Origin of the sequence: Massilia sp. MS-15, assembly GCF_020176695.1 — a bacterium.
GTDB classification, from domain to species: Bacteria; Pseudomonadota; Gammaproteobacteria; order Burkholderiales; family Burkholderiaceae_D; genus Telluria; species Telluria hydrophila.
Map to the genome: position 1 here is coordinate 1 of NZ_JAIWIA010000064.1, position 26,027 is coordinate 26,027.

The 26,027-nt window shown below is 68.9% G+C and carries 20 protein-coding genes and 5 tRNA genes; 14 read left to right on the forward strand and 11 right to left on the reverse strand.

What is annotated here, in order from left to right; translation table 11 throughout:
* Positions 1-74: 74 nt before the first annotated feature.
* The 7 genes from LCI23_RS19415 (at position 75) to LCI23_RS19445 (ending at position 4,193) form a co-directional block, all read left to right on the forward strand.
* Positions 75-150: transfer RNA gene (locus tag LCI23_RS19415), tRNA-Glu, on the forward strand.
* 66 nt (positions 151-216) lie between these two features.
* A tRNA-Ala gene (locus LCI23_RS19420) sits at positions 217-292 on the forward strand.
* 32 nt (positions 293-324) lie between these two features.
* Positions 325-400: transfer RNA gene (locus tag LCI23_RS19425), tRNA-Glu, on the forward strand.
* Between the two features lie 46 nt (positions 401-446).
* Positions 447-522 (forward strand) — tRNA-Glu (locus tag LCI23_RS19430).
* 82 nt (positions 523-604) lie between these two features.
* Positions 605-1,789 carry an elongation factor P maturation arginine rhamnosyltransferase EarP gene (earP, locus tag LCI23_RS19435; RefSeq protein ID WP_224948101.1) on the forward strand — a complete coding sequence of 395 codons (1,185 nt, stop codon included), beginning with the start codon at positions 605-607 and terminating at the stop codon, positions 1,787-1,789.
* A gap of 111 nt (positions 1,790-1,900) precedes the next feature.
* Positions 1,901-2,476, forward strand: a complete 576-nt coding sequence (locus LCI23_RS19440) for an elongation factor P (RefSeq protein WP_224948102.1) — start codon at positions 1,901-1,903, stop codon at positions 2,474-2,476.
* 115 nt (positions 2,477-2,591) lie between these two features.
* A complete protein-coding gene (locus tag LCI23_RS19445; protein ID WP_374041193.1) occupies positions 2,592-4,193 on the forward strand; it encodes an amidase in 1,602 nt (533 codons plus the stop codon).
* On the opposite strand, the gene LCI23_RS19450 is transcribed toward LCI23_RS19445, so the two are convergent.
* From LCI23_RS19450 to LCI23_RS19500, 11 genes are all read right to left on the reverse strand, one after another.
* Positions 4,183-5,286 (reverse strand): PEP-CTERM sorting domain-containing protein, encoded by a 1,104-nt coding sequence (locus LCI23_RS19450; RefSeq protein ID WP_224948103.1) that lies wholly within the window; start codon positions 5,284-5,286, stop codon positions 4,183-4,185. The genes LCI23_RS19445 and LCI23_RS19450 overlap by 11 nt on opposite strands.
* Positions 5,287-5,492: 206 nt before the next feature.
* Positions 5,493-6,035, reverse strand: a complete 543-nt coding sequence (locus LCI23_RS19455) for a TssQ family T6SS-associated lipoprotein (protein WP_224948104.1) — start codon at positions 6,033-6,035, stop codon at positions 5,493-5,495.
* Positions 6,032-7,177 (reverse strand): hypothetical protein, encoded by a 1,146-nt coding sequence (locus tag LCI23_RS19460; RefSeq protein ID WP_224948105.1) that lies wholly within the window; start codon positions 7,175-7,177, stop codon positions 6,032-6,034. Before LCI23_RS19460 ends, LCI23_RS19455 begins: the two co-directional genes overlap by 4 nt.
* 173 nt (positions 7,178-7,350) lie before the next feature.
* Positions 7,351-8,760, reverse strand: a complete 1,410-nt coding sequence (gene dbpA, locus LCI23_RS19465; protein WP_224948106.1) for an ATP-dependent RNA helicase DbpA — start codon at positions 8,758-8,760, stop codon at positions 7,351-7,353.
* Positions 8,761-8,784: 24 nt separating this feature from the next.
* Positions 8,785-9,018 (reverse strand): hypothetical protein, encoded by a 234-nt coding sequence (locus LCI23_RS19470; RefSeq protein ID WP_224948107.1) that lies wholly within the window; start codon positions 9,016-9,018, stop codon positions 8,785-8,787.
* 67 nt (positions 9,019-9,085) lie between these two features.
* Positions 9,086-9,162: transfer RNA gene (locus LCI23_RS19475), tRNA-Met, on the reverse strand.
* An 84-nt stretch (positions 9,163-9,246) separates the two neighbouring features.
* Positions 9,247-10,410, reverse strand: a complete 1,164-nt coding sequence (locus LCI23_RS19480) for a class I SAM-dependent methyltransferase (RefSeq protein ID WP_224948108.1) — start codon at positions 10,408-10,410, stop codon at positions 9,247-9,249.
* Positions 10,410-10,619 carry a hypothetical protein gene (locus LCI23_RS19485; RefSeq protein WP_224948109.1) on the reverse strand — a complete coding sequence of 70 codons (210 nt, stop codon included), beginning with the start codon at positions 10,617-10,619 and terminating at the stop codon, positions 10,410-10,412. The genes LCI23_RS19480 and LCI23_RS19485 overlap by 1 nt, the downstream gene beginning before the upstream one ends.
* Positions 10,620-10,669: 50 nt before the next feature.
* On the reverse strand, positions 10,670-11,257 hold the full coding sequence (locus LCI23_RS19490; protein WP_224948110.1) for a DUF1287 domain-containing protein: 588 nt from the start codon (positions 11,255-11,257) through the stop codon (positions 10,670-10,672).
* 257 nt (positions 11,258-11,514) lie between these two features.
* On the reverse strand, positions 11,515-15,276 hold the full coding sequence (locus LCI23_RS19495; protein WP_224948111.1) for an AAA family ATPase: 3,762 nt from the start codon (positions 15,274-15,276) through the stop codon (positions 11,515-11,517).
* The gene (locus LCI23_RS19500; RefSeq protein ID WP_224948112.1) at positions 15,273-16,544 is read right to left on the reverse strand and encodes an exonuclease SbcCD subunit D C-terminal domain-containing protein; all 1,272 of its coding nucleotides are present in this window, start codon (positions 16,542-16,544) and stop codon (positions 15,273-15,275) included. Before LCI23_RS19500 ends, LCI23_RS19495 begins: the two co-directional genes overlap by 4 nt.
* A 116-nt stretch (positions 16,545-16,660) precedes the next feature.
* Here LCI23_RS19500 and LCI23_RS19505 point away from each other — a divergent pair, with 116 nt between their 5' ends.
* From LCI23_RS19505 to clpB, 7 genes are all read left to right on the forward strand, one after another.
* Positions 16,661-17,920 (forward strand): winged helix-turn-helix domain-containing protein, encoded by a 1,260-nt coding sequence (locus LCI23_RS19505; protein WP_224948113.1) that lies wholly within the window; start codon positions 16,661-16,663, stop codon positions 17,918-17,920.
* Positions 17,921-18,167: 247 nt separating this feature from the next.
* Complete coding sequence (locus LCI23_RS19510; protein WP_224948114.1) at positions 18,168-18,725, forward strand: hypothetical protein; 558 nt, start codon at positions 18,168-18,170, stop codon at positions 18,723-18,725.
* Positions 18,726-18,803: 78 nt separating this feature from the next.
* Positions 18,804-21,443, forward strand: a complete 2,640-nt coding sequence (locus tag LCI23_RS19515; protein WP_224948115.1) for a DUF349 domain-containing protein — start codon at positions 18,804-18,806, stop codon at positions 21,441-21,443.
* Positions 21,440-21,943 carry a molybdopterin synthase catalytic subunit MoaE gene (gene moaE, locus LCI23_RS19520; RefSeq protein ID WP_224948116.1) on the forward strand — a complete coding sequence of 168 codons (504 nt, stop codon included), beginning with the start codon at positions 21,440-21,442 and terminating at the stop codon, positions 21,941-21,943. The genes LCI23_RS19515 and moaE overlap by 4 nt, the downstream gene beginning before the upstream one ends.
* Complete coding sequence (gene crcB, locus LCI23_RS19525; RefSeq protein WP_224948117.1) at positions 21,940-22,314, forward strand: fluoride efflux transporter CrcB; 375 nt, start codon at positions 21,940-21,942, stop codon at positions 22,312-22,314. The genes moaE and crcB overlap by 4 nt, the downstream gene beginning before the upstream one ends.
* A 106-nt stretch (positions 22,315-22,420) precedes the next feature.
* Positions 22,421-22,837 carry an inner membrane protein YiaA gene (gene yiaA, locus LCI23_RS19530; protein ID WP_224948118.1) on the forward strand — a complete coding sequence of 139 codons (417 nt, stop codon included), beginning with the start codon at positions 22,421-22,423 and terminating at the stop codon, positions 22,835-22,837.
* Between the two features lie 122 nt (positions 22,838-22,959).
* Positions 22,960-25,566, forward strand: a complete 2,607-nt coding sequence (gene clpB / locus LCI23_RS19535; RefSeq protein ID WP_224948119.1) for an ATP-dependent chaperone ClpB — start codon at positions 22,960-22,962, stop codon at positions 25,564-25,566.
* Positions 25,567-26,027 lie beyond the last annotated feature (461 nt).

A 26,027-nucleotide genomic window follows, 5' to 3' on the forward strand; every position in this document is an offset into this window, starting at 1 on the left:
TGCAAGAGGTCAGCGGTTCGATCCCGCTTACCTCCACCACCTGAAGTGCAGTAAGTAGTCAAAGGCAGTTCCAGGTCCCCATCGTCTAGAGGCCTAGGACATCACCCTTTCACGGTGAGTACCGGGGTTCGAATCCCCGTGGGGACGCCAGCGCGCAACCAGCGGCGCGCGGTAGCAGCAGGCAGTAGCAGTATGTTAGAATGTTGTTTTCCCGTAGGGGGTATAGCTCAGCTGGGAGAGCGCTTGCATGGCATGCAAGAGGTCAGCGGTTCGATCCCGCTTACCTCCACCACGTAGGAAAAACAGCAGTTCTGGCAGTCCAGGGTCCCCATCGTCTAGAGGCCTAGGACATCACCCTTTCACGGTGAGTACCGGGGTTCGAATCCCCGTGGGGACGCCAAGAATTTGGCAGTAAGCACAAGAAGAAAAGCAGCACACAGTTTTAGGTCCCCATCGTCTAGAGGCCTAGGACATCACCCTTTCACGGTGAGTACCGGGGTTCGAATCCCCGTGGGGACGCCAGTTCAAGGCCGGAGTAAACCAACGCGCATGCGCGGAGAGGTGCTCCGGTTTTTCATTTTGTCCGTCGCGTTCGCGTATCGACATGTCATCCTTATCATCCCGTCTTCCCGCTCCCTCGCTCGCCCTGTTCTGCAAGGTCGTCGACAACTATGGCGACATCGGCATCTGCTGGCGCCTGGCGCGCCAGCTGTGGCATGAGCACGGCGTCCGGGTCACCCTGTGGGTGGACGACCTGGCAAGTTTCCGCCGCATCTGTCCCGAGGTCGATCCGCAGGCCGCGCTCCAGCAGGTGCAGGGCGTGCGGGTGCGCCACTGGACCGGCCAGGAAGGCGCGTACGGGCCGGACGAAGTGGCCGACATCGTGATCGAATTCTTCGCGGTCGACCCGCCGCCGGGCTATGTGGCCGCGATGGCCGGGCGCATGCCGCGACCGGTATGGTTCAACCTCGAGGGCTTGAGCGCGGAAGAGTGGGTCGAGGGTTGCCATCGCCTGCCGTCGATGCATCCGCGCCTGAAGCTGACCAAGCATTTCTTCTTCCCCGGCTTCACGGCGAAAACGGGCGGCCTGCTGCACGAGGCCGGCCTGGACGCCGCGCGCGCCGCCTTCCAGGCCGAGCGCGCGGCGATGGCTGCCTTCCTGGGCCGCTTCGGCGTGACGGCCGCCGAGATGGAGGCGCTCAAGGTCTCGCTGTTCTGCTATCCGCATGCGCCCGTGGCCGAGCTGCTGCATGCCTGGGAACATGGCCGGGAACCGGTCCTGTGCCTGGTGCCCGAAGGCGTGGCGGCCGCCGCGGTGGAGGCTTTCCTGGGCGCCCCGGGGTGCGCGGGCGCGCATGCCACGCGCGGTGCGCTGACGCTGCGCGTGCTGCCTTTCGTTCCCCAGCCCGACTACGACCGCCTGCTGTGGGCCTGCGACCTGAATGTCGTGCGCGGCGAGGATTCCTTCGTGCGCGCCCAGTGGGCCGACCGTCCCTTCGTCTGGCACATCTATCCGCAGGACGAGAACCTGCACCACAAGAAGCTGCGCGCCTTCCTCGGCCGCTATGCGGGCGGGCTGGATGCGCTGGCGGATTTCTCGCTCGGCTGGAACGGCGCAACCGCCATCGATTCCTGGCCGGCGGCCTGGGATGCCTTGCGGCCGACGCTGCCGCGCATCGTCGCGCGTGCGGCGGCTTGGCGCGAAGAGGTGCTCGCGCATGGCGATTTGGCGACGCAGCTGCTCGATTTCGCCCGTGCGCTGGAGACCGGTGCCGAAAATCCGGTATAATGCGCGGTTAGTCTGTAAGGAATCACCCAGGATCAAACGTAGGCTTCAAGGCTTTCTTCGCTTACCGGCCACCGCTGATTTAATGCAACTTACTTTTTACGTAAACCATCTATGAAATTCGCTAAAGAAATCCGTGTCGGTAACATCATCATGGTCGAAGACAAGCCGTTCATCGTGCTGCGTTCCGATGTGAACGGCTCGAGCCGCACGGGCTTCACCTACAAGTGGAAGATGAAGAATCTTCTGACCAACGCTCCGCTGGAAAACGTGTTCCGCGGCGATGACAAGTTCGACGTCGTCGTGCTGGACAAGAAGCCGGTGACCTACTCCTACTTCGCCGATCCGCTGTACGTCTTCATGGACGAAGAGTACAACCAGTACGAGATCGAAGAAGAGAACATGGGCGACGCCATCAACTACCTGAAAGACGGTATGGAATGCGAAGCCGTGTTCTATGACGGCAAGGCGATCTCGGTCGAACTGCCGACCACCATCGCACGCCAGGTCGTGTACTCGGAACCGGCCGTCAAGGGCAACACCTCGGGCAACGTCCTGAAGGAAGCCAAGATCGAGAACGCCATCGAAGCCAAGCAGCACATCGTGATGGTGCCGCTGTTCGTGAGCCAGGACGACGTCATCGAGATCGACACCCGCACCAACGAATACAAGCGCGTCGTCCGCAACTGATCGTGCGCCCCTGCGAGAGAAAACGCTGCTCCGGCAGCGTTTTTTTTCGCCCATGCTCCGGGCGCTACGAGGCGCTGCTATGCTATTGCTTTCAATAAAAGCATTGGAGACAAGGATGGAGCGCAGGGAGTTTGTCAGGCTGGGCATGGCGGCGGCCGGGGCGGCGGGGGCAGGCGGAATGGCGGGTCGCGCGCAGGCAGCCAAACCGGCCGCCTTCGGCGCCGGCGCCGTGCTGGAAGCGGGCGTGCGCGAACAGGGCGCCTTGATGGCGGCCGGCAAGCTGAGCGCGGTCTCGCTGGCGCGCCAGTACCTGGCGCGCATCGCCGCCATCGACAAGGCCGGGCCGCGCCTGAACGCGGTCATCGAAACCAATCCGGAAGCACTCGCGATCGCGGCCGAGCGCGACCGCGAGCGCGCCGCCGGCAGGGTGCGCGGTCCGCTGCACGGCATCCCGGTGCTCCTGAAAGACAACATCGCCACCGCCGACCGGATGAGCACGAGCGCCGGCTCGCTCGCCCTCGACGGCGTGCGCGCCACCAAGGATGCGCACATCGTGGCCCGCCTGCGCGAGGCCGGCGCCGTCATCCTCGGCAAGACCAACCTGTCGGAGTGGGCCAACATGCGCTCGACGCATTCGGTCAGCGGCTGGAGCGGCCGCGGCGGGCAGACGCGCAATCCCTATGCGCTCGACCGCAATACCAGCGGTTCCAGCTCGGGCTCGGGCGCCGCCGCAGCGGCGGCGCTGGCCACGCTCACCGTCGGCACGGAAACCGATGGCTCGATCGTGTCGCCTGCCTCGAGCTGCGGCATCGTCGGCATCAAGCCGACCCTTGGCCTGCTCAGCCGCAGCGGCATCATCCCGATTGCCCATTCGCAGGACACGGCCGGCCCCATGACCCGCAGCGTGGCCGACGCCGCCCTGCTGCTGGCCGCGATGGCCGGCCCCGATCCGGACGACGCCGCCACCGCCGCCGGCAAGGGGCGCGCAGCCGACTACGCGGCCGCCCTGCGCGCCGACGGGCTCAAGGGCAGGCGCATCGGCGTGACCCGCAACTTCTTCGGCAGCCACGACGCGGTGGACGCGCTGGTCGAAGGCGAACTGGCCGTGCTGCGGGCGCAAGGCGCGGTCCTGGTGGACGTGAAGCTGCCGAACGTGGGCAAGTACGACGCCAGCGAGATGCAGGTGCTGCTGCACGAGTTCGCGCCAGGACTGCAGGCCTACCTGGAAAAATATGCGCCGCACGCGCCGGTGAAGAACATGGGCGATGTGATCGCATTCAATGAACAGCACGCCGCGCGTGAAATGCCGTATTTCAAGCAGGAGCACCTGCTCGCGGCCCAGGCCAAGCCGGGGCTGTCCGCACGCGAATACCGGGAGGCGCTGGCCAACAGCCACCGCTATGCGCGCGAGGAAGGCATCGACCAGGTGATGAAGGAACGCAACCTGGACGCCCTGGTCGCACCGACCGGCGGGCCGGCCTGGCTCACCGACTACATCAATGGCGACCATTACGGCGGCAGCTTCTCGAGCCCGGCCGCGGTGGCGGGCTATCCGCATGTCACGGTGCCGGCCGGCTACGTGCACGGGCTGCCGGTCGGGATCTCCTTCGTCGGCGGGGCCTGGAGCGAAGCCGCGCTGATCGGCATGGCCTTCGCTTACGAGGAGGCATCGCGGCGGCGCCGGCCGCCGACCTATCCGGCGAGCATCAGGCTGTAGCGCGGGACGTCTGGCGCCGGCGTTTCAGGAAGCCGATCGCAAACAGGCCGGCGCCGAACAGCGCGCAGGATGCCGGCTCCGGGACGGGTTGCGCCGCCGGACCTGCCAGGCTCAGCAGTCCGCCCCAGCCGTGGATGCCGCGGGTGATGATCTGGTGCTGGTCGTTGATGTCGTAGCCGCCGGCCATGTCGTAGCCTTCGGCATCCACGAACATGTTGTCGGGATCGGCGATCAGGCTGCGCAGGTCGTACATGACGCCGCCGCTGTACAGGAAGCCTCCTTCGTGGCCATAGCGCCCGACCACTTCGCCCGCATTGTTGATGCCATAGGCGGCGCTGCCGAGCGCCGCGCCGTCGCCGAACTGCGCCTCCAGCAGTGCGCCGAGGTCGATCAGGCGGCCCTCCGGTGTCCAGAGCGCCGCATGCCCGCTCGTGAAGCCGACCGCAAAGCCGCTGTTGTTGATATCGTAGGCAGCACCGTAGCCATTTCCCAGGGACTCCAGCAGCTGGGTCCTGCCGCCCTCGAAGCGCGCGGCACGAAAGCTCGGGCTACCTGCGGGTTCGCCGACGATCCAGCCGTGCACTGCGCCCACGGCGACATCGGCATCGTTGATGGCCCAGCCCGTATTCCACCGATCCGCGAACCCGGTCAGCGTCAAGGCGTCTCCGCCTCCGTAGATGGCGGCGTAGGTGACGGGGCCGACGGGCCTGCGGTTGTCGACTTCGCCGGTGGCGTGGCCAAGCTTATTGATCGCCCAGGCCGCCAGGGGCAGCTCGCGCGTCGTTCCATCCGCCTCGTGCAGTTTTCCTCCGTAAAGCATGGTTCCCGCATCATTGATGTCGATGGGAATGTTGGTTCCCATCCAGCCCAGCGAGCGCAGCGCACCGCCGCTCGACAGGAAGAGTTCCTCGCCCCATTCGTGACGCATGACGCCGATCACCTGGCCCAAGTTATTGATCGCGGCCGGCTTGAGCTGGGTGCCGGGATCGTTGCCAAGGGGTGTTACCACGTATTGCGGTGCGGCTTGTGCGCAGTGAAGCACACTGGCCAAGAGAGCGAATAACAGCAAGGAGAAGCGGCGGGGTGACGACATGATGAGCTCCGAAGAAATTGATCAATAGAACATTCCTCCAGATGCTATTGTAAATAGCTTAACAATAATTGTCTTCGCGCAAACATTTGTTTCGTCGCGCTTTCGTCTGCCCGGGCAGCGACCACTGTTGGTGGCTGCCGCTGACGCAAGCAGCGGCCAAGCCAGCCCATCGGCCAGGCAATGATGGAATCGCGCTAGCGCTAGCGCTAGCGCGAGGCTTCGCGCGTGCCCTCGCGGCCAGCGGCCTGTTGCGCCTTGGCGAACACCGGTCCCCACTGCGGGTGGCCTTCCTCGCCGGCCGCCAGGTCGAAGGCGGGATCGAGCCGCAGCGCGCGTTCGAAGGCCTGGCGGCAGGGCGCAGGGCGCTCGGTGACGCAATAGCTGAAGGCCATGTACTTGAGCGCACTGACGCGCCGGCGCACCGGTCCGCTGTTCAGGTCGACCGCATTCAGGCGCCGGATGGCGGCGTCGAACTCGCCTTCGTGGTAGAGAGCGATGCCTTCGCGCAGGGCAGCCTCGTCGCGCTCGGGGGCGGGGCGTTCCTGGCGCTCCTTGCGCTCGGAACGCGGCACCGGGCGGCTGCGTTCGGACCGGCGCGCCACGTCCTCGGCGCGCGGGTGGGAACGCGCCGTCTCGCGCTCGCTTGCCGCTCCGCCAAACTGGGCGCCCAGCTGCGCACAGCCGCCGAGCAGCAGCGCGGCGCCCAGCAGGCCGGCGCGGGCGATGAATGAAGTGGCTGGGGCGTTCAAGGCGCTTCCTCCTCGGTAAAGTCCAGTTCGATCACAGGCGATGTACCCTTCACGGCGTTCACCGTGACCGTATGTTCGGGAAAGCTCGGGTTCAGGATGCGGATCGTGTGCGTCCCCGGCGCCAGCGTCAGCCGCTTGAGCGGCGGACTCGGACCGCGGTTCACGCCATCGACTTCGACCATGCCCCAGGGCTTGATCACCAGCTTGTAGTTGGCGCCATCCGCCGCCGGCACGCTCCCGGCCGTCGTTTCCCCGGCGGCGTCGACAGCGTCGGCCTCGGCGGCAGGTGCCGCCGGCGCATTCGCCGTTCCCGGCGCATCCGCCGCGGCAGCGGGCGGTGCATCTACCGGCTGTGCCGGCGCCGCTTGCGGTACGGCGGGCGCGGACATGCTAGGCGTTTCGGTCCGCTCCAGCAGGAAGAACAGGCCGGCCAGCGCGGCCAGCACCACGGCGGCGGTGGCCAGTATCGGCCGGTGCCGCTGCGCGCCTGGCGCGGGCGTGGCTGGCCGCTCCGGCGGGACGCTGGCCGCCGCCGCCGCCGCCTCCGCCGCAGGCAGGGCGCCGTCCGTTGCCGGAGCGGGAGTCGCGACACTGGCCGGCTCGCGCATGGGCGTCTGCGCCGATTCCGCCTCCGGCTCCAGCGGTTCGGGCATCGGCACCGGGACGGGTGCGCTGCGTGGCACGATGCCGAACAGCGCGCGCAATTCCTCGACATTATGCGGGCGCTGTTGCGGGTCGCGCCCCAGGCAGCGGTCGATGGCGCCCACGAAAGCCGGGCTGTAGCCTTCGCCCGCGCCCAGCACCCGGCCGCGCAGCGGTGCCTCTGGCGGATATTCGCGGGTGATGGCGTAGTGGACGATCGCGGCCAGGTCGTGCATGTCGCCCGCCTCCGACCATTCGGCGCTGGTTTCGGAAGACGGCAGCAGCATCGGGTCGCCCGAATCGAGCACCTGCACGGTGTCGGGCGTGATGGGACGGTGCGGCAGTCCCATCGCATACTGGAGTTCGAGCGACTGCAACAACTGGCGGATAATGCGCCGGCACCAGACTTCGTTGACGAGTTCCTGGTTGAACTCGACGACTTCGCGTACGGTCCGGCCGTCGGTTTGCAGATACGGGGATTCTGGTGTGCTGGTCATCATGGCATCGTCGCGTCACGCCGCGCCGCGACACACAGGCGCGTGCCCTGGAGCGGTATTTGTATTTTGACAAATAATGCCAGATTTGCGGCGCCGGGGTCATTGCCGGGTCAAGCGTGCGCCGCTGTTACAAGTCTGTTACAACCTTCCAGGAGCGGCCATCGGCCGCTGCCGGTTCAGACGTCGACGAAGCGCATCTTGAAGTAGCGCCCCTTGATGGCGCCGAAGTCCGGACCAGGCGCCTGGCGGTCGCCCAGCCTGGCGACCGCGGCCCGGGCCGCGTCGCGTTCGAGCGCCACGTAGCTGGCGAACTCGCCGACATTGATCTTGCCGACCTGGTCCTTGCGCAGTCCGGCGTCGCCGGTCAGCGCGCCCAGGATGTCGCCCGGGCGCAGCTTGGCCTTCTTGCCGCCGGCAATGCACAGCGTCACCATCGGCGCCGGGACGGCGCCCTCGGCATCCTCGCCCAGTTCGTCGAGGCGGTGCCATGCGGCCGCCGTGTCCTGGTATTCCTCGATCAGGCGCACCCATTTCTTTTCGTTCGGGGCGCACAGGCTCAGTGCCAGGCCGGACTCGGTGCCGCGGCCGGTGCGGCCGATGCGGTGCACGTGCACTTCCGGATCCTTCGAGATGTCGGCATTGATGACGGTGTCGAGGTTGGCGATGTCGAGGCCGCGCGCGGCGACGTCGGTGGCCACCAGCACCGAGCAGCTGCGGTTGGCGAACAGCACCAGGATCTCGTCGCGCTCCCCCTGCTCCAGTTCCCCGTACAGGGCGAGCGCGGAGAAGCCCTGGGCGCGCAGGTGCTCGGCCAGTTCGCGGCAGTGCGCCTTGGTATTGCAGAAGGCGAGGGTGGACACCGGCTGGAAATGCCTGAGCAGGCGCGCCACCGCCTCGTCGCGGCCCTCGAAGCCGATCTCGTAGAAGCGCTGTGCGATCTGTTCGGCCCCGTGCTGGCTCTCGACCGCCACTTCGAGCGGGTCGCGCAGGAAGGCGGCGGTGGCGAAGCGGATGTCGTCCGGATAGGTGGCCGAGAACAGCAGGGTCTGGCGGCGCTGGGGGCAAGCCTTGACGATGCCTTCGATCTCGTCGTAGAAGCCCATGTCGGTCATGCGGTCGGCTTCGTCCAGTACCAGGGTCTGGACCTTCGACAGGTCGAGCGTACTGCGGCCGAGGTGGTCGCGAATGCGGCCCGGGGTGCCGACCACGATGTGGGCGCCGTGCTCGAGCGAGGCGATCTGCGGACGCATGGAGACGCCGCCGGTGAGCGTGAGGATCTTGACGTTGCCGACGCCGCGTGCCAGCCGCCGCAGCTCGTTCGCCACCTGGTCGGCCAGCTCGCGGGTGGGACACAGCACCAGGCCCTGGATGGCGAACCAGGCGGGATTGAGCTTGTGCAGGATGCCGATGCCGAAGGCCGCGGTCTTGCCGCTGCCGGTCTTGGCCTGGGCGATCAGGTCGCGCCCCTCGAGCACTGCCGGCAGGCTCTCGGCCTGGATCGGCGTCATCGCGTGGTAGCCAAGGGTGGCCAGGTTGGCCAGGAAGCGCGGCGCCAGCGCCAGCGAAGTGAAGGATTGGGTCGTCATGGGTAGTCTAGCCTGAAGGCCGGACTAGGTCGGGCCCGGCGCCCAGACCGGCAGGCCGGTCAGGTCAAGTTGGTTGTCGCGGCGCCAGACGGGCAAGCCGGTCGTATCGGTTTCTTCCAGCAGTTCGAGCTGCTCCTGCTTCAGCGAGACCCGGCGCGCACGCGGTCCGCTGCGCTTCGGCTCGACAACGGGTGCGGGCGGGGCTGCCGGTTCGAAACCCGGCAGGTCGATCGTCGCGTTGTCTTTCTTGTCTCTCATCAGCTGTCGCTGCACTGCCTCAGAAAACAAAAGCCCGGCTACAAGAGTCGGGCTTTTGATCGGTATTTGGTTGCGGGGACAGGATTTGAACCTGTGACCTTCGGGTTATGAGCCCGACGAGCTGCCAGACTGCTCCACCCCGCGTCTGAGACAAAGATTATAGCGCGCTTCGCCAGCGGGCGCAATCGTCAATTTCGTGGTGCCGGGCCTGCCCGCGCACCTGTCTGTTCATGAGCGCGCGCGCAGGCGCCACAGCGACGTGACTTCGCGCGCGCGCGCCGCGTGCAGCGGGTCATCCGGGTCGCTGGCCTTGCCGTGGCTGGGCCGGACGTCATGGCGCACGACGACTTCCAGCCCGGCCGCGGCGATCCAGCCGAGCAGCTGTTCGCGCGGGCGCAGCCCGAGGTGCTCGGCCAGGTCGGACAGGATCAGCCAGCCTTCGCCGCCCGTGTCCAGGTGCGCCGCCAGGCCGCCAAGGAAGCCCTTCAGCATGCGGCTGTCGGGATCGTAGATCGCGTATTCGATGGACGAACTGGGCTTGCCGGGCAGCCAGGGCGGATTGCAGACCACCAGCGGGGCGCGGCCTTCCGGGAACAGGTCGGCCTCGACCACCTCGACCTGGGACGCCAGCCCGAGCCGGGCGATGTTCTCGCGCGCGCAGCCGAGCGCGCGCGCATCCATGTCGGTAGCTACCACGCGCGCGATGCCACGCCGGGCCAGCACCGCCGACAGCACGCCGGTGCCGGCGCCGATGTCGAAGGCCAGCCTGGCGCCCGCGGGCAGCGGCGCCTGTGCCACCAGTTCGACGTACTCGCCGCGCACCGGCGAAAACACGCCATACCAGGGGTGAATGGCGGCATCGAGCGCGGCGATGCGCACGCCCTTGCGGCGCCATTCATGGGCGCCGATCACGCCCAGCAGTTCACGCAGCGACGCGACATACGGCGCATCGGCCTGGCCGTAGGCTTCGGTGCAGGCTTCGCGCACGTCGGGGGCGCGGCGCAGCGGGATCGTGTGGCCAGGCTCGAAGGGAATCAGGAGCATGGCCAGGGTGCGCGCGCGCTGCAGCTGCTGCAAACGGTGACGGTGGAACAGTTCGGTGGGGGAAGGCTGCGCCAGGGCCGCCTTGCCCGCCTTGGCGCGGCGCGCACGCTCGCTCTTGTGCTCGACGCGGCGCATCAGCGCGCCCAGCAGCTGGCGCGCGTTCTGGAAGTCGCCGCGCCAGAGCAGGGCGGTGCCATCCAGCGCCAGCCGGTAGGCGGTGTCGGCATTCATGGTGTCGTCGGCCACCACCACCTTCTTCGGCGCCGGCCAGCCGCTTTCCGAACGCCACTGGGCGCGCCGTTCGGCGCCGCCTTCGAACCAGGCGATCTCGCCCACGGGGCCGCCCATCAGTGGTGGTGCTGCCAGTTGCCGTCGGTGGACGCGAGGTAGGACTTGACCGCGTCCGGGTTGCCGGTCGCGTGGCGCTTGACTTCGCCGCAATCGCAGATGCCCTGGTAGGGCTGGATGTGCGAGCAGGCCGAGACCTTCTGCAGGAAGACCTTGACCGGTTTGGCGCACTTGGCGCACTTGAAGGTGAGGATGCGGGCAGGTTTCATGGTGTTTGAGCGAATGCGTGCAAAGGGCGCATTGTACAAGGGATGCCGGCTCAGCGGCTGCCACCCGTGATGCGCGATGCCGGTGCCGGGTAGCGGTAGTGGCCCGTCAGCGGCCAGGCGAACAGGCGGTCTTCCATGCGCGTGCCGGCGCCGATGTTATGGATCACCAGCGGCACACCGGCCGGGCTGCGCAGGTCGGCGACCAGGCCGATGTGCGGCAGGCCCGGGGGCACCGTCCAGGTCACGATGTCGCCCGGCGCATAGTCGGCCGACGCCCGGCTGGGCGGCAACGACTGCCCGTGGCGCCCGAAAAACGTCGCCAGGTTCGGCACCCTGCGGTGGTCGATGTTCGGGTCCGGACGCGTCGATCCCCAGCCGGCCGGATGCGGATAGGCCTTCCAGGCCGCCCGCATGTCGCGGTGGACCAGCGCCTGCAGGTCGACGCCGATGCGGCGGAAGGCGCGCACGACGACGTCGGTGCAGACGCCGCGCTCGATCGGCACATCGCCCCCGGGATAGGCGAGCTGCCGGTAGCTGGGATCGTAGAGCAGGGTGACGCCGATCTGCTCCCTGGCCGCCGCCACCACATCGGCCGCCGGCGCGGCGCGCGCGGGCAGGACTGCGATGAGGCTGAGCAATACGCAAGCCAACAAGCAGGTCGATGCGCGGCTTGATACGCGGCTTGATACGCGGATTAACAAGCAGCTCAATCGGCAGGCGAGCGCCTTGTCGGCGGTTTCACGCTGTGGCGCGCAAAGGCAACGGGAAAATCCAGGGCGCATGAAGAGCTCCATCGGTGGCGAATAGGCCAGCATGCATCGGCACCCGCCGGGCTTCTTGAGCGGGCTCAGTGCCTGCCCAGTAGCGCTTCGGATGCGGTGTCAGTGCCTGTCTCTCATTCGACCACCACCGCACTGCTGCCGCCGCCGGCCGGGCGCACCAGCACCTTGGTGGCGATGCGCTCGGTCATTTCCTGCACGTGCGAGATCACGCCCACCTTGCGCCCGAGCGATTGCAGGGCGTCCAGCGCATCCATCGCCACGCCCAGGGTGTCGGTATCGAGGCTGCCGAAGCCTTCGTCGATGAAAAGCGATTCGACCCGCACCCGGTTCGAGGACAAGGAAGCCAGCCCAAGCGCGAGCGCCAGCGAAACCAGGAAGGATTCGCCGCCGGACAGCGAATTGACCGAGCGCACTTCGCCCCCCATGTCCTGGTCGCGCACCATCAGCGCCAGCGAGGGTGCGCCATGGTGGCTGACGCGCTCGAGGCGGTAGCGCCGCGCCAGCTGCCCCAGGTGCGCATTGGCGTAGCCGAGCAGCACGTCGAGCGTGAACTGCTGCGCATAGTTGCGGAAGCGCTTGCCGTCGCTTGAACCGATCAGCTCGGACAGCTTGCCCCAACGCTGTTCCTCAAGCTGTTGGCGCTCCAGGTCGGCCAGTGCCGCCCGGGATTGCACGCGGCGGGTGTCATCCTGCGCGGCGCGCATGCGCAGCTCGGTGGCCAGGTCGTGCGCCGCGCGCCGTTCGGCCGTCAGGGCTTCGAAGGCCGCGGCCACCGTGTCCGCGCTCAGGCCGCTTTCAGGCCGGGCTTCCTCGTGCAGCACGCGCTGGGCGCTGCGCTCGGCCAGCACGGCCCCGGCGCCCGCCACCTGGGCATCGAGCGCGCCGAGGGCGGCGCGTTCCTGGGCCAGCCAGGCGGCGCCGACCGCCAGCAGGCGGTCGAGCTCGGCGGTATCCTCGACCGGGTCGAGGCCCTCCACGAAGGACGACCTGCGGTAGTCTTCCAGCCAGTCGGCCAGCGCCGCCGCGGCCTTGGCGCCGGCGCTGTCGAGAGCGGCGATCTGTCCGGCCAGCTGCGCCAGCGCGCTGCGGGCGCTGGCTTCGCGCTCGGCCGCCCCGCTGGCGGCCTGCTGGCGTGCCGACAGCTGGCGCCGCGCGGACTCGACGGCGCCCTGCAGTTCCTGCTCGACCTCGGACACGGCGCGCCCTCCCCACAGGGCGGCGCGCTGCGCGCGCCGTTCCGCCAGCTCGGTATCGATGCGCTTGAATTCCGCGGCCACGCCAGCGCCATGGCGGTCGGCCTGGGCGATGCGGGCGGCGGCGCCGGCCACTTCGGCCTCCAGCGTGGCCGCCGCCGCCGCGCTGCGCGCCAGCAGCGCGGTCTGTTCCTGCCACTCGCTCGCCTGCTGCGCACGCGCGGCGCGCCAGCCGGCCGGCTCGCGCCGCCAGCCGTCCTGCCAGCCGTCGCCACAGGCGCTGGCCAGTACCGGGTCGAGTTCGGACAGCAGCGCCGCCAGCTGGGCGGTGGCCGCTTCCCGCTGTACCGCGGCCGCGCGCAGCTCGGCCTGCAGGCGCGCGCCGTTCTCGCGTGCGCCCTCGGCCGCCTGGCGCAGGGCCGCGTGCTCGTGCTGAGCCTTGTCGTAGGCGACCTGGGCGGCATCGCGCGCGGCCGCGGCGCGGCGCAGGGCGCCGGTGCGGGCGTCCAGCGCCGCCTGCGCCGCGCGCAGCGTTTCCCGGCTCTCGGCCAGCCAGCTTGCACGCAGGGCCGGCTCGGGCGCTTGCGTGGCCAGCGGCTGCGCCGTCCATTCGGCCTCGAGCTCGCCCAGCAGCCTGGCCAGGCCGGCACGTTCGCGCTGGAGTCCGGCCAGGCGTTCGCTGACGGCGGCCAGTGTGGCGGCCTGGGCCGCGACCTGCGCTTCGTTCTCGCGCAGGCGCGCGCGGCAGTCGGCGACCTCGGTGCGCAGCGTCGCCAGCATGTTGCGCAACAGGTCTTCGCGGCCATGGTCGCGGTAGGGATGCTGGTCCGAACCGCAGACCGGGCACGGATGGTCTTGTAGCAGGGAAGAGCGTAGTTGCTCCACTCCGGCCGCGCACGCCAGCTCGGCGGCGGCCAGCGATTTCTCGGCCTGTTGCGCGGCGGCTTCCAGGCTGGGCGCGGCGGCGCGCGCCCCGTCCAGCAGGAGGGCGGCGCCGGCGCGGGCCGTGTCCACGCGGTCCAGTTCGCCCGCGGTGTCGGCATGTTCCTGGCGCGTGGTGACGAGCGCGGTCCAGGCCCGTTCCGCCGCGGCCAGCTGTTCGCGGCGCGCATCCAGCGCCTGGCGCTCGCTGTCCAGCGCCTGCGGGTCGGCCGCATCGAGCGCGGCCATGGCATCGCGGCGCGCGGCGTCGAGCGCGGCGAGGCGGGTGCCGGCATCCGCCAGCGTCTGGCTGGCGGCCTGTTCGCGCCCGGCCGCTTCCTGCGCCTGGCGTCCGGCGCCGGCCAGCGCGGCGGCAGCGGCCGTTTCGGCGGCCACCGCGTCCGCGGCGCGGGCCAGCAGGCCATCCCAGCGCGGCCACTGGAGTGCCATCGGCTCCAGCCGGGCGTGCGCCGCGAGCCAGGCCGCGGCGCGCTCGCGCTGGCCGCGCGCGGCATCATGTTCCACGGTCTTGGCGCCGTGCAGGACGCGCGCCTGGCGCGCTTCCTGGCGCGCGGCCTCGAGCGCAGCGGCCGCCTGGGCATGGGAAGGGGCCAGCGCCCCGATGGCGGCGTCGAGCGCCTTGGCGCCGTCGAGCAGGGGGGCGGCCGCGCGCAGCGCGCCTTCGGCCGCGTCCAGCGCCGACTGCGCGGCACCGGCGTCGAGTTCGGCCTGGCGGCGCGCGTCGAGCGCCGTGGCCAGCGCCGCTTCGCGCGCCGCGCTTGAAGCCAGCGCCGCCTTGTGCTCTTCGCGCAGGCGCCCGACGTCGGCCGCCAGCGGACGCGCAGGCTGCACCGCATCCAGCGTCGCCAGGCGCTGGCGCCGGCCCGCCGCCTCCAGCTGGGCCGCCTGCGCCGCCGCCAGCGCCGTGCGCGCCAGCTCTTCGCTGCGTTCCAGCTTGGCGGCCTCCTGGTGCCAGCGCAATTCGCCTTCGAGGGCGGAGCGGCGCGCGTCCACCGCCTCCAGCGCCAGTTCGGCGTTCACCCGTTCGGCGTCGAGCTGTTGCCGCTCGTCGGGCGCCAGCGGGGCCTGGCTGGCCAGCTGCGCAGCCAGGTTGCGGGTGCGCTCCTGTTCGGCGCGGTAGCGCTCGAAGGCGCGCCGCGAGATGTCGCTGTAGATGGTGGTGCCGGTCAGGGTCTCGAGCAGTTCGCCGCGTTCGTTCTCATCGGTCTTCAGGAACGCGGAAAACTCGTTCTGCGCCAGCAGCACCGCGCGCGTAAACTGTTCGAAGGACAGGCCGATGCGCTGCACGATTTCCTGCGCCACCTCGGTCTTGGTGCCGCCCAGGGCCACCAGTTCCGGCAGCCGGTGCAGCGTCATCTTCGAGGGCTGCAGGGCGCCACCCGGCTTGCCATAGGCGCGCCGCACGCTCCAGCGGGCGCGGTAGCGCTGCTCGTCGTTGCCGGCGAAGTCGACCTCGGCCCAGGCTTCGGCGGCGCCGCGCCGCAGCAGGGTGCGCGGGTCGAGCGCCGACACGGTATCGCCGCCGACGTCGGGCAGCTGGCTGCCGGCGCGCTTGAGCAGGCGCGGCGTGGCGTCGTACAGGGCCAGGCAGAGGGCGTCGAGCAGGGTACTCTTGCCGGCCCCGGTCGGGCCGCTGATCGCGAACAGGCCGCTCGAGGCAAGCGGTTCGGCTTCGAAATCGACCTGGAATTCGGCGGCCAGCGAAGCCAGGTTCTTGCCGCTGATGCGCAGGATCTTCATGCCGCGTCTCCGCCCAGGGACAGGGTCAGCTCGGCGAAGGCGGCGAGCTGCTCGGGTGGCGCCTCGCCGCCGTAGCGCTGGGTCCAGAGGCGGCGGAAGATGTCGTCGGGCTGCAGCTGGGCCAACTGGTCGAGGCTCAGGGCCTCGCCGGCACTGTCGGGCGCGGCGTGGCGCCGGGTAGGCTCGATCTTGGCCAGGCGCACCGGCTTGCCTTCCAGCGCGGCCTCGAGGCGGCTGCGCAGGCCCGGCTCGGGGCCGTCGAGCAAGACCCGTACCTCGAGAAAGGGCTGCTGTGGCGGAGCCGCGTCGGGCAGCTCGAGTGCTTCCAGCGCCGCCAGTACTTCTTCCAGCGGCGCCGGCCGGGCCGGCACGCGCAGCAGCTGCACGGCGCGCGGCACCGGCAGCGGCGTCACCGAGGTCGCCTGCCGGCCTTCGAGCTCGATGCACAGCACCTGGTGCTGGTAGCCGACTTCGGAGAAGGACAGCGGCAGCGGGCTGCCGCAATAGCGCCGGCGCTCGTGGCCGCCGACACGCTGGGCCAGGTGCAGGTGCCCCAGCGCCACGTAGGCCAGGTCCGGGTCGAACATCGAGGCCGGCAGGGCCTCGGTACCGCCGATCACGATGCGGCGCTCGGAGTCCTGGGACGACTGCCCGTCCACCATGTGGCAGTGGCCCATGGCGATGATCGCCTGGTCGGCGCCGCAGCGCGCGCGTGCCAGGGCGTAGGCCTGGCGGTAGAGCAGGGCGCTGCCGTGCAGGTAAGGGTCGGGTGCGTCGTCGTCGGCGGCGGCGCCAGGATCCTGCTGCGCCGGCGCGCGCGGCAGGTCGCCAGGACGCAGGAAGGGCACCGCCAGGCACCAGGCCGCCACCTGCCCGTCACGTCCGCGCAGCGGCACCAGCAGGCGCTCCAGGTCGATGGCGCCTTCCGGCGTACGTCCGACATTGCCGACCACGACGGTGCCGTGGGCTTCCAGCAGCGGGGTCGGCGCCTCCAGCCGGCCGGGCGAATCGTGGTTGCCGGCAATGACCACCACCTGCAGGTGCGGCACCCGGGCCTTGGCCCGCTGCAGGAAGCGGTACAGCTGGCGGTGCGCGGCGGCCGAAGGGTTGGCATTGTCGAAGATGTCGCCGGCGATCAGCAGCACGTCGATGCGTTCGCGCGCGAGCGTCTCCACCAGCCAGTCCAGGAAGCAGCCGTGCTCGTAGCTGCGGTCGTAGGTGTGCAGGGTCTGGCCGAGGTGCCAGTCGGAAGTATGGAGCAGCCGCATAGGAGTGACATGTTGGATTCGTGGCAACGAAGCAACTATAGCGCAGACTCGCTGGAGTGCCCAGGAAAAGACTGTGTTTTTTTACAGTAGTATCGGTTTGCTATTAGAATAAAAGCATGAGCGAAATCAATCGTGGCAGTGCCTTCGAACTGAGCATCGGGGCCGCGCGCGCCCTGCACCTGGCCGCCCAGGACATGCTGGCGCCGCGCCGCACGCGCGCGGCCAAGGCCGACGTGCTGGCGGCGATCCGCCGCATGGGCATGTTGCAGATCGACACCATCAGCGTCGTCGCGCGCAGCCCCTACCTGGTGCTGTGGAGCCGCCTGGGCGACTACCAGCCGGCCTGGCTCGACGAACTGCTGGCCGAGGGCGCGCTGTTCGAATACTGGGCGCACGAAGCCTGTTTCCTGCCGATCGAGGACTATGGCCTGTATCGCCACCGCATGCTCGATCCGGAAGCCCTGGGCTGGAAGTATTCGGCCAACTGGATGCGCGAGCGCGCCGCCGAGGCCGCAGCGCTGCTGGAACGGGTGCGCCGGCAAGGGCCGGTGCGGGCCGCCGATTTCGCGCGCAGCGACGGCAAGGCCGGCGGCTGGTGGGGATGGAAGCCCGAGAAGCGCACGCTGGAAGCGCTGTTCACCGCCGGCCAGCTGATGATCGCGCGGCGCCACAACTTCCAGCGCATCTACGACCTTGCCGAGCGCGTCCATCCGGCCTGGCACGACAGCCACATGCCGCCCATCGAGGCGGTGCGGCGCCGCTTCGTGCTGCACACGGTGCGCGCGCTCGGGCTGGCCAGGGCGGCCTGGATTCCCGACTACCACCGCAGCCGGCGCCCGCATCCGGATCCGGATGCGCTGGTCGAGCAGGGACTGCTGCTGCGCGGCCGGGTCGCCGGCTGGGACGGGCCGGTCTATATCCACCCGGACCATGCAACACTGGCGGGCCAGGCCATGGCCGGCGCGCTGGCGCCGCGCCTGACGACGCTGCTCTCGCCCTTCGATCCGATCGTCTGGGACCGCCGCCGCGCGCTCGAGCTGTTCGGCTTCGACTACCGCCTGGAGTGCTATACCCCGGCCGCGCAGCGGCGCTACGGCTATTTCACACTACCCATCCTGCGCCGCGGGGCCCTGGTGGGGCGGGTCGATGCCAAGGCGCACCGCAAGGAAGGGCTGTTCGAACTGCGCAGCATCCACCTGGAACCTGGGGTGCGCACCAGCGCGCGCCTGGTGGCGGACGTCGTCGGCGCGCTGCGGCGCTGCGCGCAATGGCACGACTGTCCACGGATTAGCCTGGTGCGCGCCGAGCCACAGGCCTTCGGGACGGCGCTGCGTGCGGCGCTGGCGCCGCCGCCAGGAGAGGTGGCGCGGCCTTGAGCGCGATTTCGGACTCCAAAAACTCGCCAATGTCCACTAGGGCGGGCTTGTGCCATCTCAAACCCGCGCCGGGGTAGCTCTCTACACTACGATTTCCCCGAGGCCGGCGACAACAACAAGCAGAGCCGCCCGATCCCAACTAAAACGCTTCCCAGCCGACATTGCGGCCGGCCGCAGGGCCGTGCCTCCGCGGCCGGCTTTTGCCGACCGCGCCCGCGCTGGCGCAGCCATTCCAGGAGGAGACACCGTGCTGACATCCACCTACACCCTGGTCGTGCTATCCATCGAGCAGGCCAGCGCCCGCGTCGGCCTGCAAGCCCTGCTCGAGCGCTGGCAGCCGGACATGGCGAGCGCCGGGACCGCCTCCGCCTGCGCCGCCCTCGGCGCCGCCTTCGACAGCTGCTATTGGCGCAAGCTCGACCGCTACGTGCTGCCGGCCTTGCGTCGCGCCGGCGTGGCGCCCGGCTTGCTGGCCGAACTCGATGTGCTGCGGCTGGCGGCGATCGAGGCGCGCGCCGACGTGCATGCGGCCGCCGCCGTGCAGGATCCGGGCTTCGGCGCCGCGCTCGCGCGCTGCTGCGGCTTGCTGCTCGAACGCCTGGACCGCGAGGAGCGCGAGCTGTTTCCGCTGGCCCGCACCCAGGTTCCCGTCGAAGCCTGGTTCGCGATCGCCAACCAGATGCTGGCGCAGGAGTCCCGCCAAAGCGAGGAGCGCAGCGGCGGGGCGCCGACATGGGACGCTTCGGCCAGAAGTTCCCCCCTGAAACGCCCGCTTGCCGCGCTTGCGCAGCAGGCCTCCCATTGAAGGCAGGGACGCGGCGCGCCGGACGGGCGCCCCCATGGTTCTTTGCTATGATGGGGGTTTTGGAAGTGCGATTTCATCATGTTCGAATTCCTTTTCAAGCGGCAGGGCGGCGACAAGCCGGCCGGCGCCACCGGCGCGCAGCCGGAGGCCCAGCCGGCCCAGGATGCCGGCGCACCGGGCCCGCGCGAGCGGCAGGCCGAACAGCTCAGGCAACTGGATGGCGACGAGGAAGCAGCCGTCGCCTTCATCCTGTCCTCCGAATTTTCCGAACTGCGCCTGGCGGCGGCCGAACAGGTCCATAGCCGGCCGCAACTCGAGCGCGTGCACGCGGCGATGCGCAATACCGATCGCCGGGTCGCCAAGCTGATGCAGTCGCGCCTCGATGCGATCCGCCACCACGAAGCCGAACTGCGGCGCGGCCAGGAAGCGCTGGCACAGGCCCGGGCCATGCTGGGCGACGCCCTCCTGACCCCCAACCACGTCGCCGAACTCGACCGCAAATGGGCCATCATCCGCGCGCCCGAACTGGCGCCGGAATTCGATGCCGTGCGCGCCGAACTCGGCAGGCGCCTGGAAGAACAGGTGCAGCTGCAGCGCGCCATGATCGATCGCCTGGGGGCGCTGCGCGCGCTGGGGTCCGCCGGGCTGGACGCGGCTACCCTGGGCGAACGCCTGGCCGCCCTGGCGCGCGACCAGGACGCGGCGCTGCTGGCGCCGGGGCACGCCTCCTTGCCGCGCGCGCTGGTGGCCGAATTCGCCGCCGAGCTGGCGCGCCTGGGCGCCAGCCTGGCCACCCTCGAGCAGGACCGGGCCGCCCTGGCCGCGCGCGAGGCCATGCTGGCCGGGTGGGAAGCCCGGCCGGCCGGCGAACTGAAGGCCGACGCGCTGCGCAAGGAATGGCGCGGGCTGCCGGTCCTGGCGTCGGAAGAGAGCGGACTGCAGCGCCGTTTCGAAGCACTGCTGGCCAGCCTGCCGCAGGAAGCCGCCGTCGAAGGGCGCAAGTCCAAGGCGCAGACGCAAGCGCCGCAGCCGCAGGCGGCGCCTGAAGCGCGGGGCGCCGGCGCCGCGGCGGCGTCCAGGTCCCGGGCGCCGGTCCGGGGCGCCGACCAGCACTTCCTCGACCGGCTCGACGCCATGGAAGCGGCGTTGCAGCATGGCTCGCTCGGCACCGCCGCCGAGCTCGACAAGTCACTGAAGGACAGCAAGGACAAGGGCATGCGCCTGACGCCCGCCGAGACCGAGCGCCTGAACCATGTACGGGCCGAATTCAAGCGCCTGTCGGACTGGGCGCGCTGGGGTGGCAACGTATCGCGCGAGGAACTGATCAAGGCGGTCGAGGCACTGCAGACCCAGAACCTGGCGATGGGCGAACTGGCGCGCAAGGTGGGCAGCATGCGCGAGCGCTGGAAGGCGCTCGACAGCCTGTCCGGCGCCGCGCCGCGTGCGCTGTGGGAACGCTTCGACACCGCCTGCACCGCCGCCTATGCGCCGGCCGCGGCCCATTTCCGCCACCTGGCCGACGAGCGCCACGCGAACGCCGCACGCGGCCAGGCCCTGGTGGACGAGGCGCAGGCCGAGATCGCGCGCCTGGAATCGGGCGAGGCCGACTGGAAGCACGTGTCGGGCACGGTGCAGCGCCTGCGCAGCGCCTGGAGCCATCTCGGTCCGATCGATCGCAAGGACAAGAAACGCCTCGACACCCTGTTCGGCGCGGCGCTCAACACCCTGCAGCGTCCGCTGGAAGAGCAGCGCAAGGACGAGATAGCGGTGCGCGAAGGGCTGATCGAGGAAGCGCTGGCGCTCGACCCGCATGGGCGGCATGCGGTGGACGCCTTGCGCGCGCTGCAGGCGCGCTGGCAGGAACATGCGCGCGCGCTGCCGCTCGAACGCAAGGCCGAGCAGGCACTGTGGCAGCGCTTCCGCGCCGCCTGCGACGCCCTGTTCGCGCAGCGCAAGGAGCATGCCCACGCGGCCGATGCCGAGCGCCGCACGCATGAAGCGGCCAAGGAGGCCCTGTGTGCGCGCCTGGAAGCCGCCGCGCCGGAGGCGACGCCAGCCAGCGCCGGCAGGCTGCTGCGCGAAGCGGCCGCCGAATGGGCCGCGATCGGTCCGGTGCCGCGCGCCCACGAAGCCCGCATCGACAAGCGCTACCACGCCGCACTGGCGGCGGTGCAGCACCATGCCGAGGTGGCGCGGCGCGCCGCCGGACTGGCCCTGGCCGGCGCGGTGCGCGACAAGCTGCGCCTGGTGCTGGCACTGGAGGCGGCGCTGCGCAATCCGGAAGCGCATACCAGCGCCGCCGACTGGCGCGCCCGCTGGGAGGCACTGCTGCCGCTGGAAGCCGCCTACGAAAGGGCGCTGCATGGCCGCTTCGAGGCGGGCCTGGCTGCGCTCGACGGGGAGGAGAGCGCGCGCGCCGCCCATGTGGCGCAGCTGGAAACGAACCGCGAGCAGCTGCTGCACGAACTGCTGCGCCTGGAGATTGCGGCCGGCATCGACAGCGGCGCCGAATTCGCGCGCGAGCGTCTGAGGCTGCAGGTCGAGGTGCTGCAGAGTTCGCTGCAGTCCGGCCACAAGGCCGGGCATGGAGGGCATGGCGCCCGGGCCGGCGGCCAGGCCGCCCTGCTGGCACTGCTGGCGATGCCGGCCCTGGCCGACGCCCGCACCGAGACCCGTATCGAACAGTTATTGCTGCGCCACGCGAAGGAGGGCAAGTGAACGATTTCCCGGATAGTCCTGACGCCGCTTCCACCCTGATCCGGGTGCAGGAAGTTGATTTCGACCTGGGCCGTGAGCTGGCCGCCCTGCGCGCCGGCGACGGCCGGGTCGGCGCCGTGGTCAGCTTCGTCGGCACCGTGCGCGACCTGAACGAGGGCGCCCAGGTGTCTGAAATGGAGCTCGAGCATTATCCGGGCATGACGGAACGCGCCCTGGAAGACATCGTCGGCCAGGCCCGGGCGCGCTGGCCGCTGTACGGGGTCGTGGTCATCCACCGCGTCGGACCGCTCCAGCCGCTCGACCAGATCGTGCTGGTGGCCTGCGCGGCGGCCCATCGCGGCGAAGCCTTCGCCGCCTGCGAGTTCATCATGGACTACCTGAAGACCGACGCCCCCTTCTGGAAGAAGGAACAGACGCCGGACGGGGCGCGCTGGGTCGATGCGCGTGCCAGCGACGATTCCGCCAAGCGCAAGTGGATGGCAGTGGAGCCCCATCCTTGAGCTGGCTGGCAGTCGGCCTGGGGGCGGCGCTCGGCGCCTGGCTGCGCTGGGGACTCGGTCTCTGGCTGGGCGCCCAGCACGCGCAGCTGCAGATCGGCACGCTGGCGGCCAACCTGCTCGGCGGCTACCTGGTCGGGCTGGCGCTGGGTTTCTTCAGCGCTCACCCGCAGATCCCGCCTGAATGGCGCCTGTTCGCCATCACCGGCTTCCTCGGCGGCCTGACCACGTTTTCCAGTTTTTCCGGCGAATCCGTGCTGCTGCTCGAGCGCGGCGAACTCGGCTGGGCGCTGGCGCACACCCTGCTGCACCTGGTGGGCTCCTTGCTGCTGTGCGCAGCCGGCTTTGCTACCTGGCGCGCCCTGCGCGGCTAGCGGTATCGGGCGCTGATACCTTTGCATAGCTCAATGGCGGGCGGCCCCGGGCGTGATAAGTTCGCGTCTAGTTTTGCCCCTTCTCCATTAATTTGAGGAAATAGCCATGCAAACTCAACGTCCGACCGCCGCCTTCATTGGCGCCTCCTGGGGTGCGCTGCTGGCCGGCGGCTGCGCTTTCCTGGCGGGACTGTGGAATGCCGAGATGCAGTTGAACGAAAAGGGCTACTACCTGACCCTGCTGCTGTACGGCCTGTTCGCCGCCGTGTCGCTGCAGAAGACCGTGCGCGACCGGGCCGAAGGCGTGGTGGTCACCAATATGTATGTGGGCCTGTGCTGGATCTCGCTGCTGGCGGCCCTCCTGCTGCTCACGGTCGGCCTGTGGAACGCGACCCTGGCGCCGAGCGAGAAGGGCTTCTATGCCATGTCTTTCGTGCTGAGCCTGTTCGCGGTGGTGGCAGTGCAGAAGAACGTGCGCGACGTGCGCGCCATCGAGGATGCGCCGCGCCGGGTGAGCGAATGAGCGCATGAGCCGCGCTGCGGCGGTGCCCGGGGGGGTGTTGCACATCTTGAAAAACGCCGGATCACCCCTATGTTGCTCCTCAGTTAGGAATCCATTCCAAGATACCACTAGGGAGCACAAGCATGCGACAAGACAAACTGACGACCAAGCTTCAGGAAGCGCTGGCGGATGCCCAGAGCCTGGCGGTCGGCAACGATAACCAGTACATCGATCCGGCCCACCTGCTGCTCGCCCTGCTGAACCAGGACGACGGCGGCGCCCGCTCGCTGCTGCAGCGGGCCGGCGTCAACGTCGGCGCGCTGGCCAACGCCCTCAAATCAGCGCTCGAGCGCCTGCCGAAAGTCATGGGCACCGGCGGCGACGTGCAGGTCTCGCGCGAACTGGTGGCCCTGCTGAACCTGGCCGACCGCGAGTCGCAGAAGCGTGGCGACCAGTTCCTGGCCTCCGAGATGATCCTGCTGGCGCTGACCGAGGACAAGTCGGAAGCCGGCCGCCTGGCGCGCGAACATGGCCTGGCGCGCAAGTCGCTGGAATCGGCGATCTCGGCGGTGCGCGGCGGCGAAGCGGTGAACTCGCAGGACGCTGAAGGCCAGCGCGAGGCGCTGAAAAAATACACCCTCGACCTGACCGAGCGTGCCCGCCAGGGTAAATTGGACCCGGTGATCGGCCGCGACGACGAGATCCGGCGCGCGATCCAGGTGCTGCAGCGCCGTTCCAAGAACAACCCGGTCCTGATCGGCGAGCCCGGCGTGGGCAAGACCGCCATCGTCGAGGGCCTGGCGCAGCGCATCGTCAACGGCGAGGTGCCCGATTCGCTCAAGGGCAAGCGCGTGCTCTCGCTCGACATGGCGGCCCTGCTGGCCGGCGCCAAGTACCGCGGCGAGTTCGAGGAAAGGCTCAAGAGCGTCCTGAAGGAGCTGGCCCAGGACGAAGGCCAGACCATCGTCTTCATCGACGAGATCCACACCATGGTCGGCGCTGGCAAGGCCGAAGGCGCGATGGACGCCGGCAACATGCTGAAACCCGCCCTGGCCCGCGGCGAACTGCACTGCGTGGGCGCGACCACGCTGGACGAGTACCGCAAGTACGTCGAGAAGGACGCCGCGCTGGAACGACGCTTCCAGAAGATCATGGTCGACGAGCCGAGCGTGGAGGCGACCATCGCCATCCTGCGCGGCCTGCAGGAAAAATACGAGCTGCACCACAAGGTCGAGATCACCGACCCGGCCATCATCGCCGCGGCCGAGCTGTCGCACCGCTACATCAGCGACCGCTTCCTGCCGGACAAGGCGATCGACCTGATCGACGAGGCGGCCTCGAAGATCAAGATCGAGATCGATTCCAAGCCGGAAGTGATGGACAAGCTCGAACGGCGCCTGATCCAGCTGAAGATCGAGCGCGAAGCCGTGCGCAAGGAAACCGACGAAGCCTCGATGCGGCGCCTCGAGCTGCTCGGCGAGGAGATCGCGCGCCTGGAGCGCGAGTACAACGACTACGAGGAAATCCTCAAGTCCGAGAAGGCGGCGGTGCAGGGCACGGCGCACATCAAGGAAGAGATCGAGCGGGTCCGCCACCAGATCGAGGAAGCCAAGCGCCAGAGCGACTACAGCCGCATGTCCGAGCTGTCGTATGGCCGCCTGCCGGAACTGGAAGCCCAGCTGAAGAAGGCCGAGGAAGCCGCCGCCGGCGCCGATGGCGACGCGACCAAGCCCAAGCTCCTGCGCACCCAGGTCGGCGCCGAGGAAATCGCCGAAGTGGTGGCGCGCGCGACCGGCATCCCGGTATCGCGCATGATGCAGGGCGAGCGTGAGAAGCTGCTGCACATCGAGGAAAAGCTGCACGAGCGGGTGGTGGGCCAGGACGAGGCGATCGAGGCGGTGTCGGATGCGATCCGGCGCTCGCGTGCCGGCCTGTCCGATCCGAACCGCCCCTACGGTTCCTTCATGTTCCTGGGCCCGACCGGGGTCGGCAAGACGGAACTGTGCAAGGCGCTGGCCAGCTTCCTGTTCGATACCGAGGACGCCCTGGTCCGCATCGACATGAGCGAGTTCATGGAGAAGCATTCGGTCGCCCGCCTGATCGGCGCGCCACCGGGCTATGTCGGCTATGAAGAGGGTGGCTACCTGACCGAGGCCGTACGCCGCAAGCCGTACAGCGTGATCCTGCTGGACGAAATCGAGAAGGCGCACCCGGACGTGTTCAACGTCCTGCTGCAGGCGCTCGACGACGGCCGCATGACCGACGGCCAGGGTCGTACCGTGGACTTCAAGAACACCGTGATCGTGATGACCTCGAACCTGGGTTCCAACAAGATCCAGTCGATGGACACCGACGAGCCGGGCGTGGTGAAGCTGGCCGTGATGGCCGAGGTGCGCGGGCACTTCCGTCCCGAGTTCATCAACCGCATCGACGAGATCGTGGTGTTCCATGCGCTCGACGAGAAGAACATCGGTGCGATCGCCAAGATCCAGCTGCACAACCTGGAGGAACGCCTGGCGAAGATGGAGATGCAGCTCGACATCGACGACGAAGCCCTGCAGAAGATCGCCGAGGCGGGCTACGACCCGGTGTATGGGGCGCGTCCGCTCAAGCGCGCGATCCAGCAGCAGATCGAGAATCCGCTGTCGAAGGCGATCCTGGCCGGTCGCTTCGGACCCAAGGACACCATCCCGGTGCGGGTGCGCGGCGGGAACCTGGTGTTCGGCGAACAGGTGGAACTGGCGAAGTAAGCCCCCATGTGAAGGCCGCTGCGGCGGCTTCTGCGGTCATCTCCAACGGCGCGACCCGCAAGGGTGGCGCCGTTTTTCTTGCAGCGGCGACTTGTTATTCACGACTTCCCACGATATGAAACGATGTCTCCGCATCGCGAAATGCGCGGCGAGATTGCCCGCATGATTGACTCCCATTTTTTGAAATTTCATGCCGTATCATGAAATGCGGTACGTAAGCTATTGAAAGGAAAGATAAAAATAAAGTTCCTATGTCTTATATAAGAGTTGTTGTGCTGCGCACAAACTGATCTATGATAGTGCCAACGGATGTGAATAACGCGGCTCGAATCCCTCTACCAATCGCTCTACCAATCGTTCTACCTTCAGGAGAAACAACCATGGCAACTCGTGAACAACAGATCAGTGAACTGCAGCAAGACTGGGACACCAATCCGCGCTGGAAAGATGTGACGCGCAAC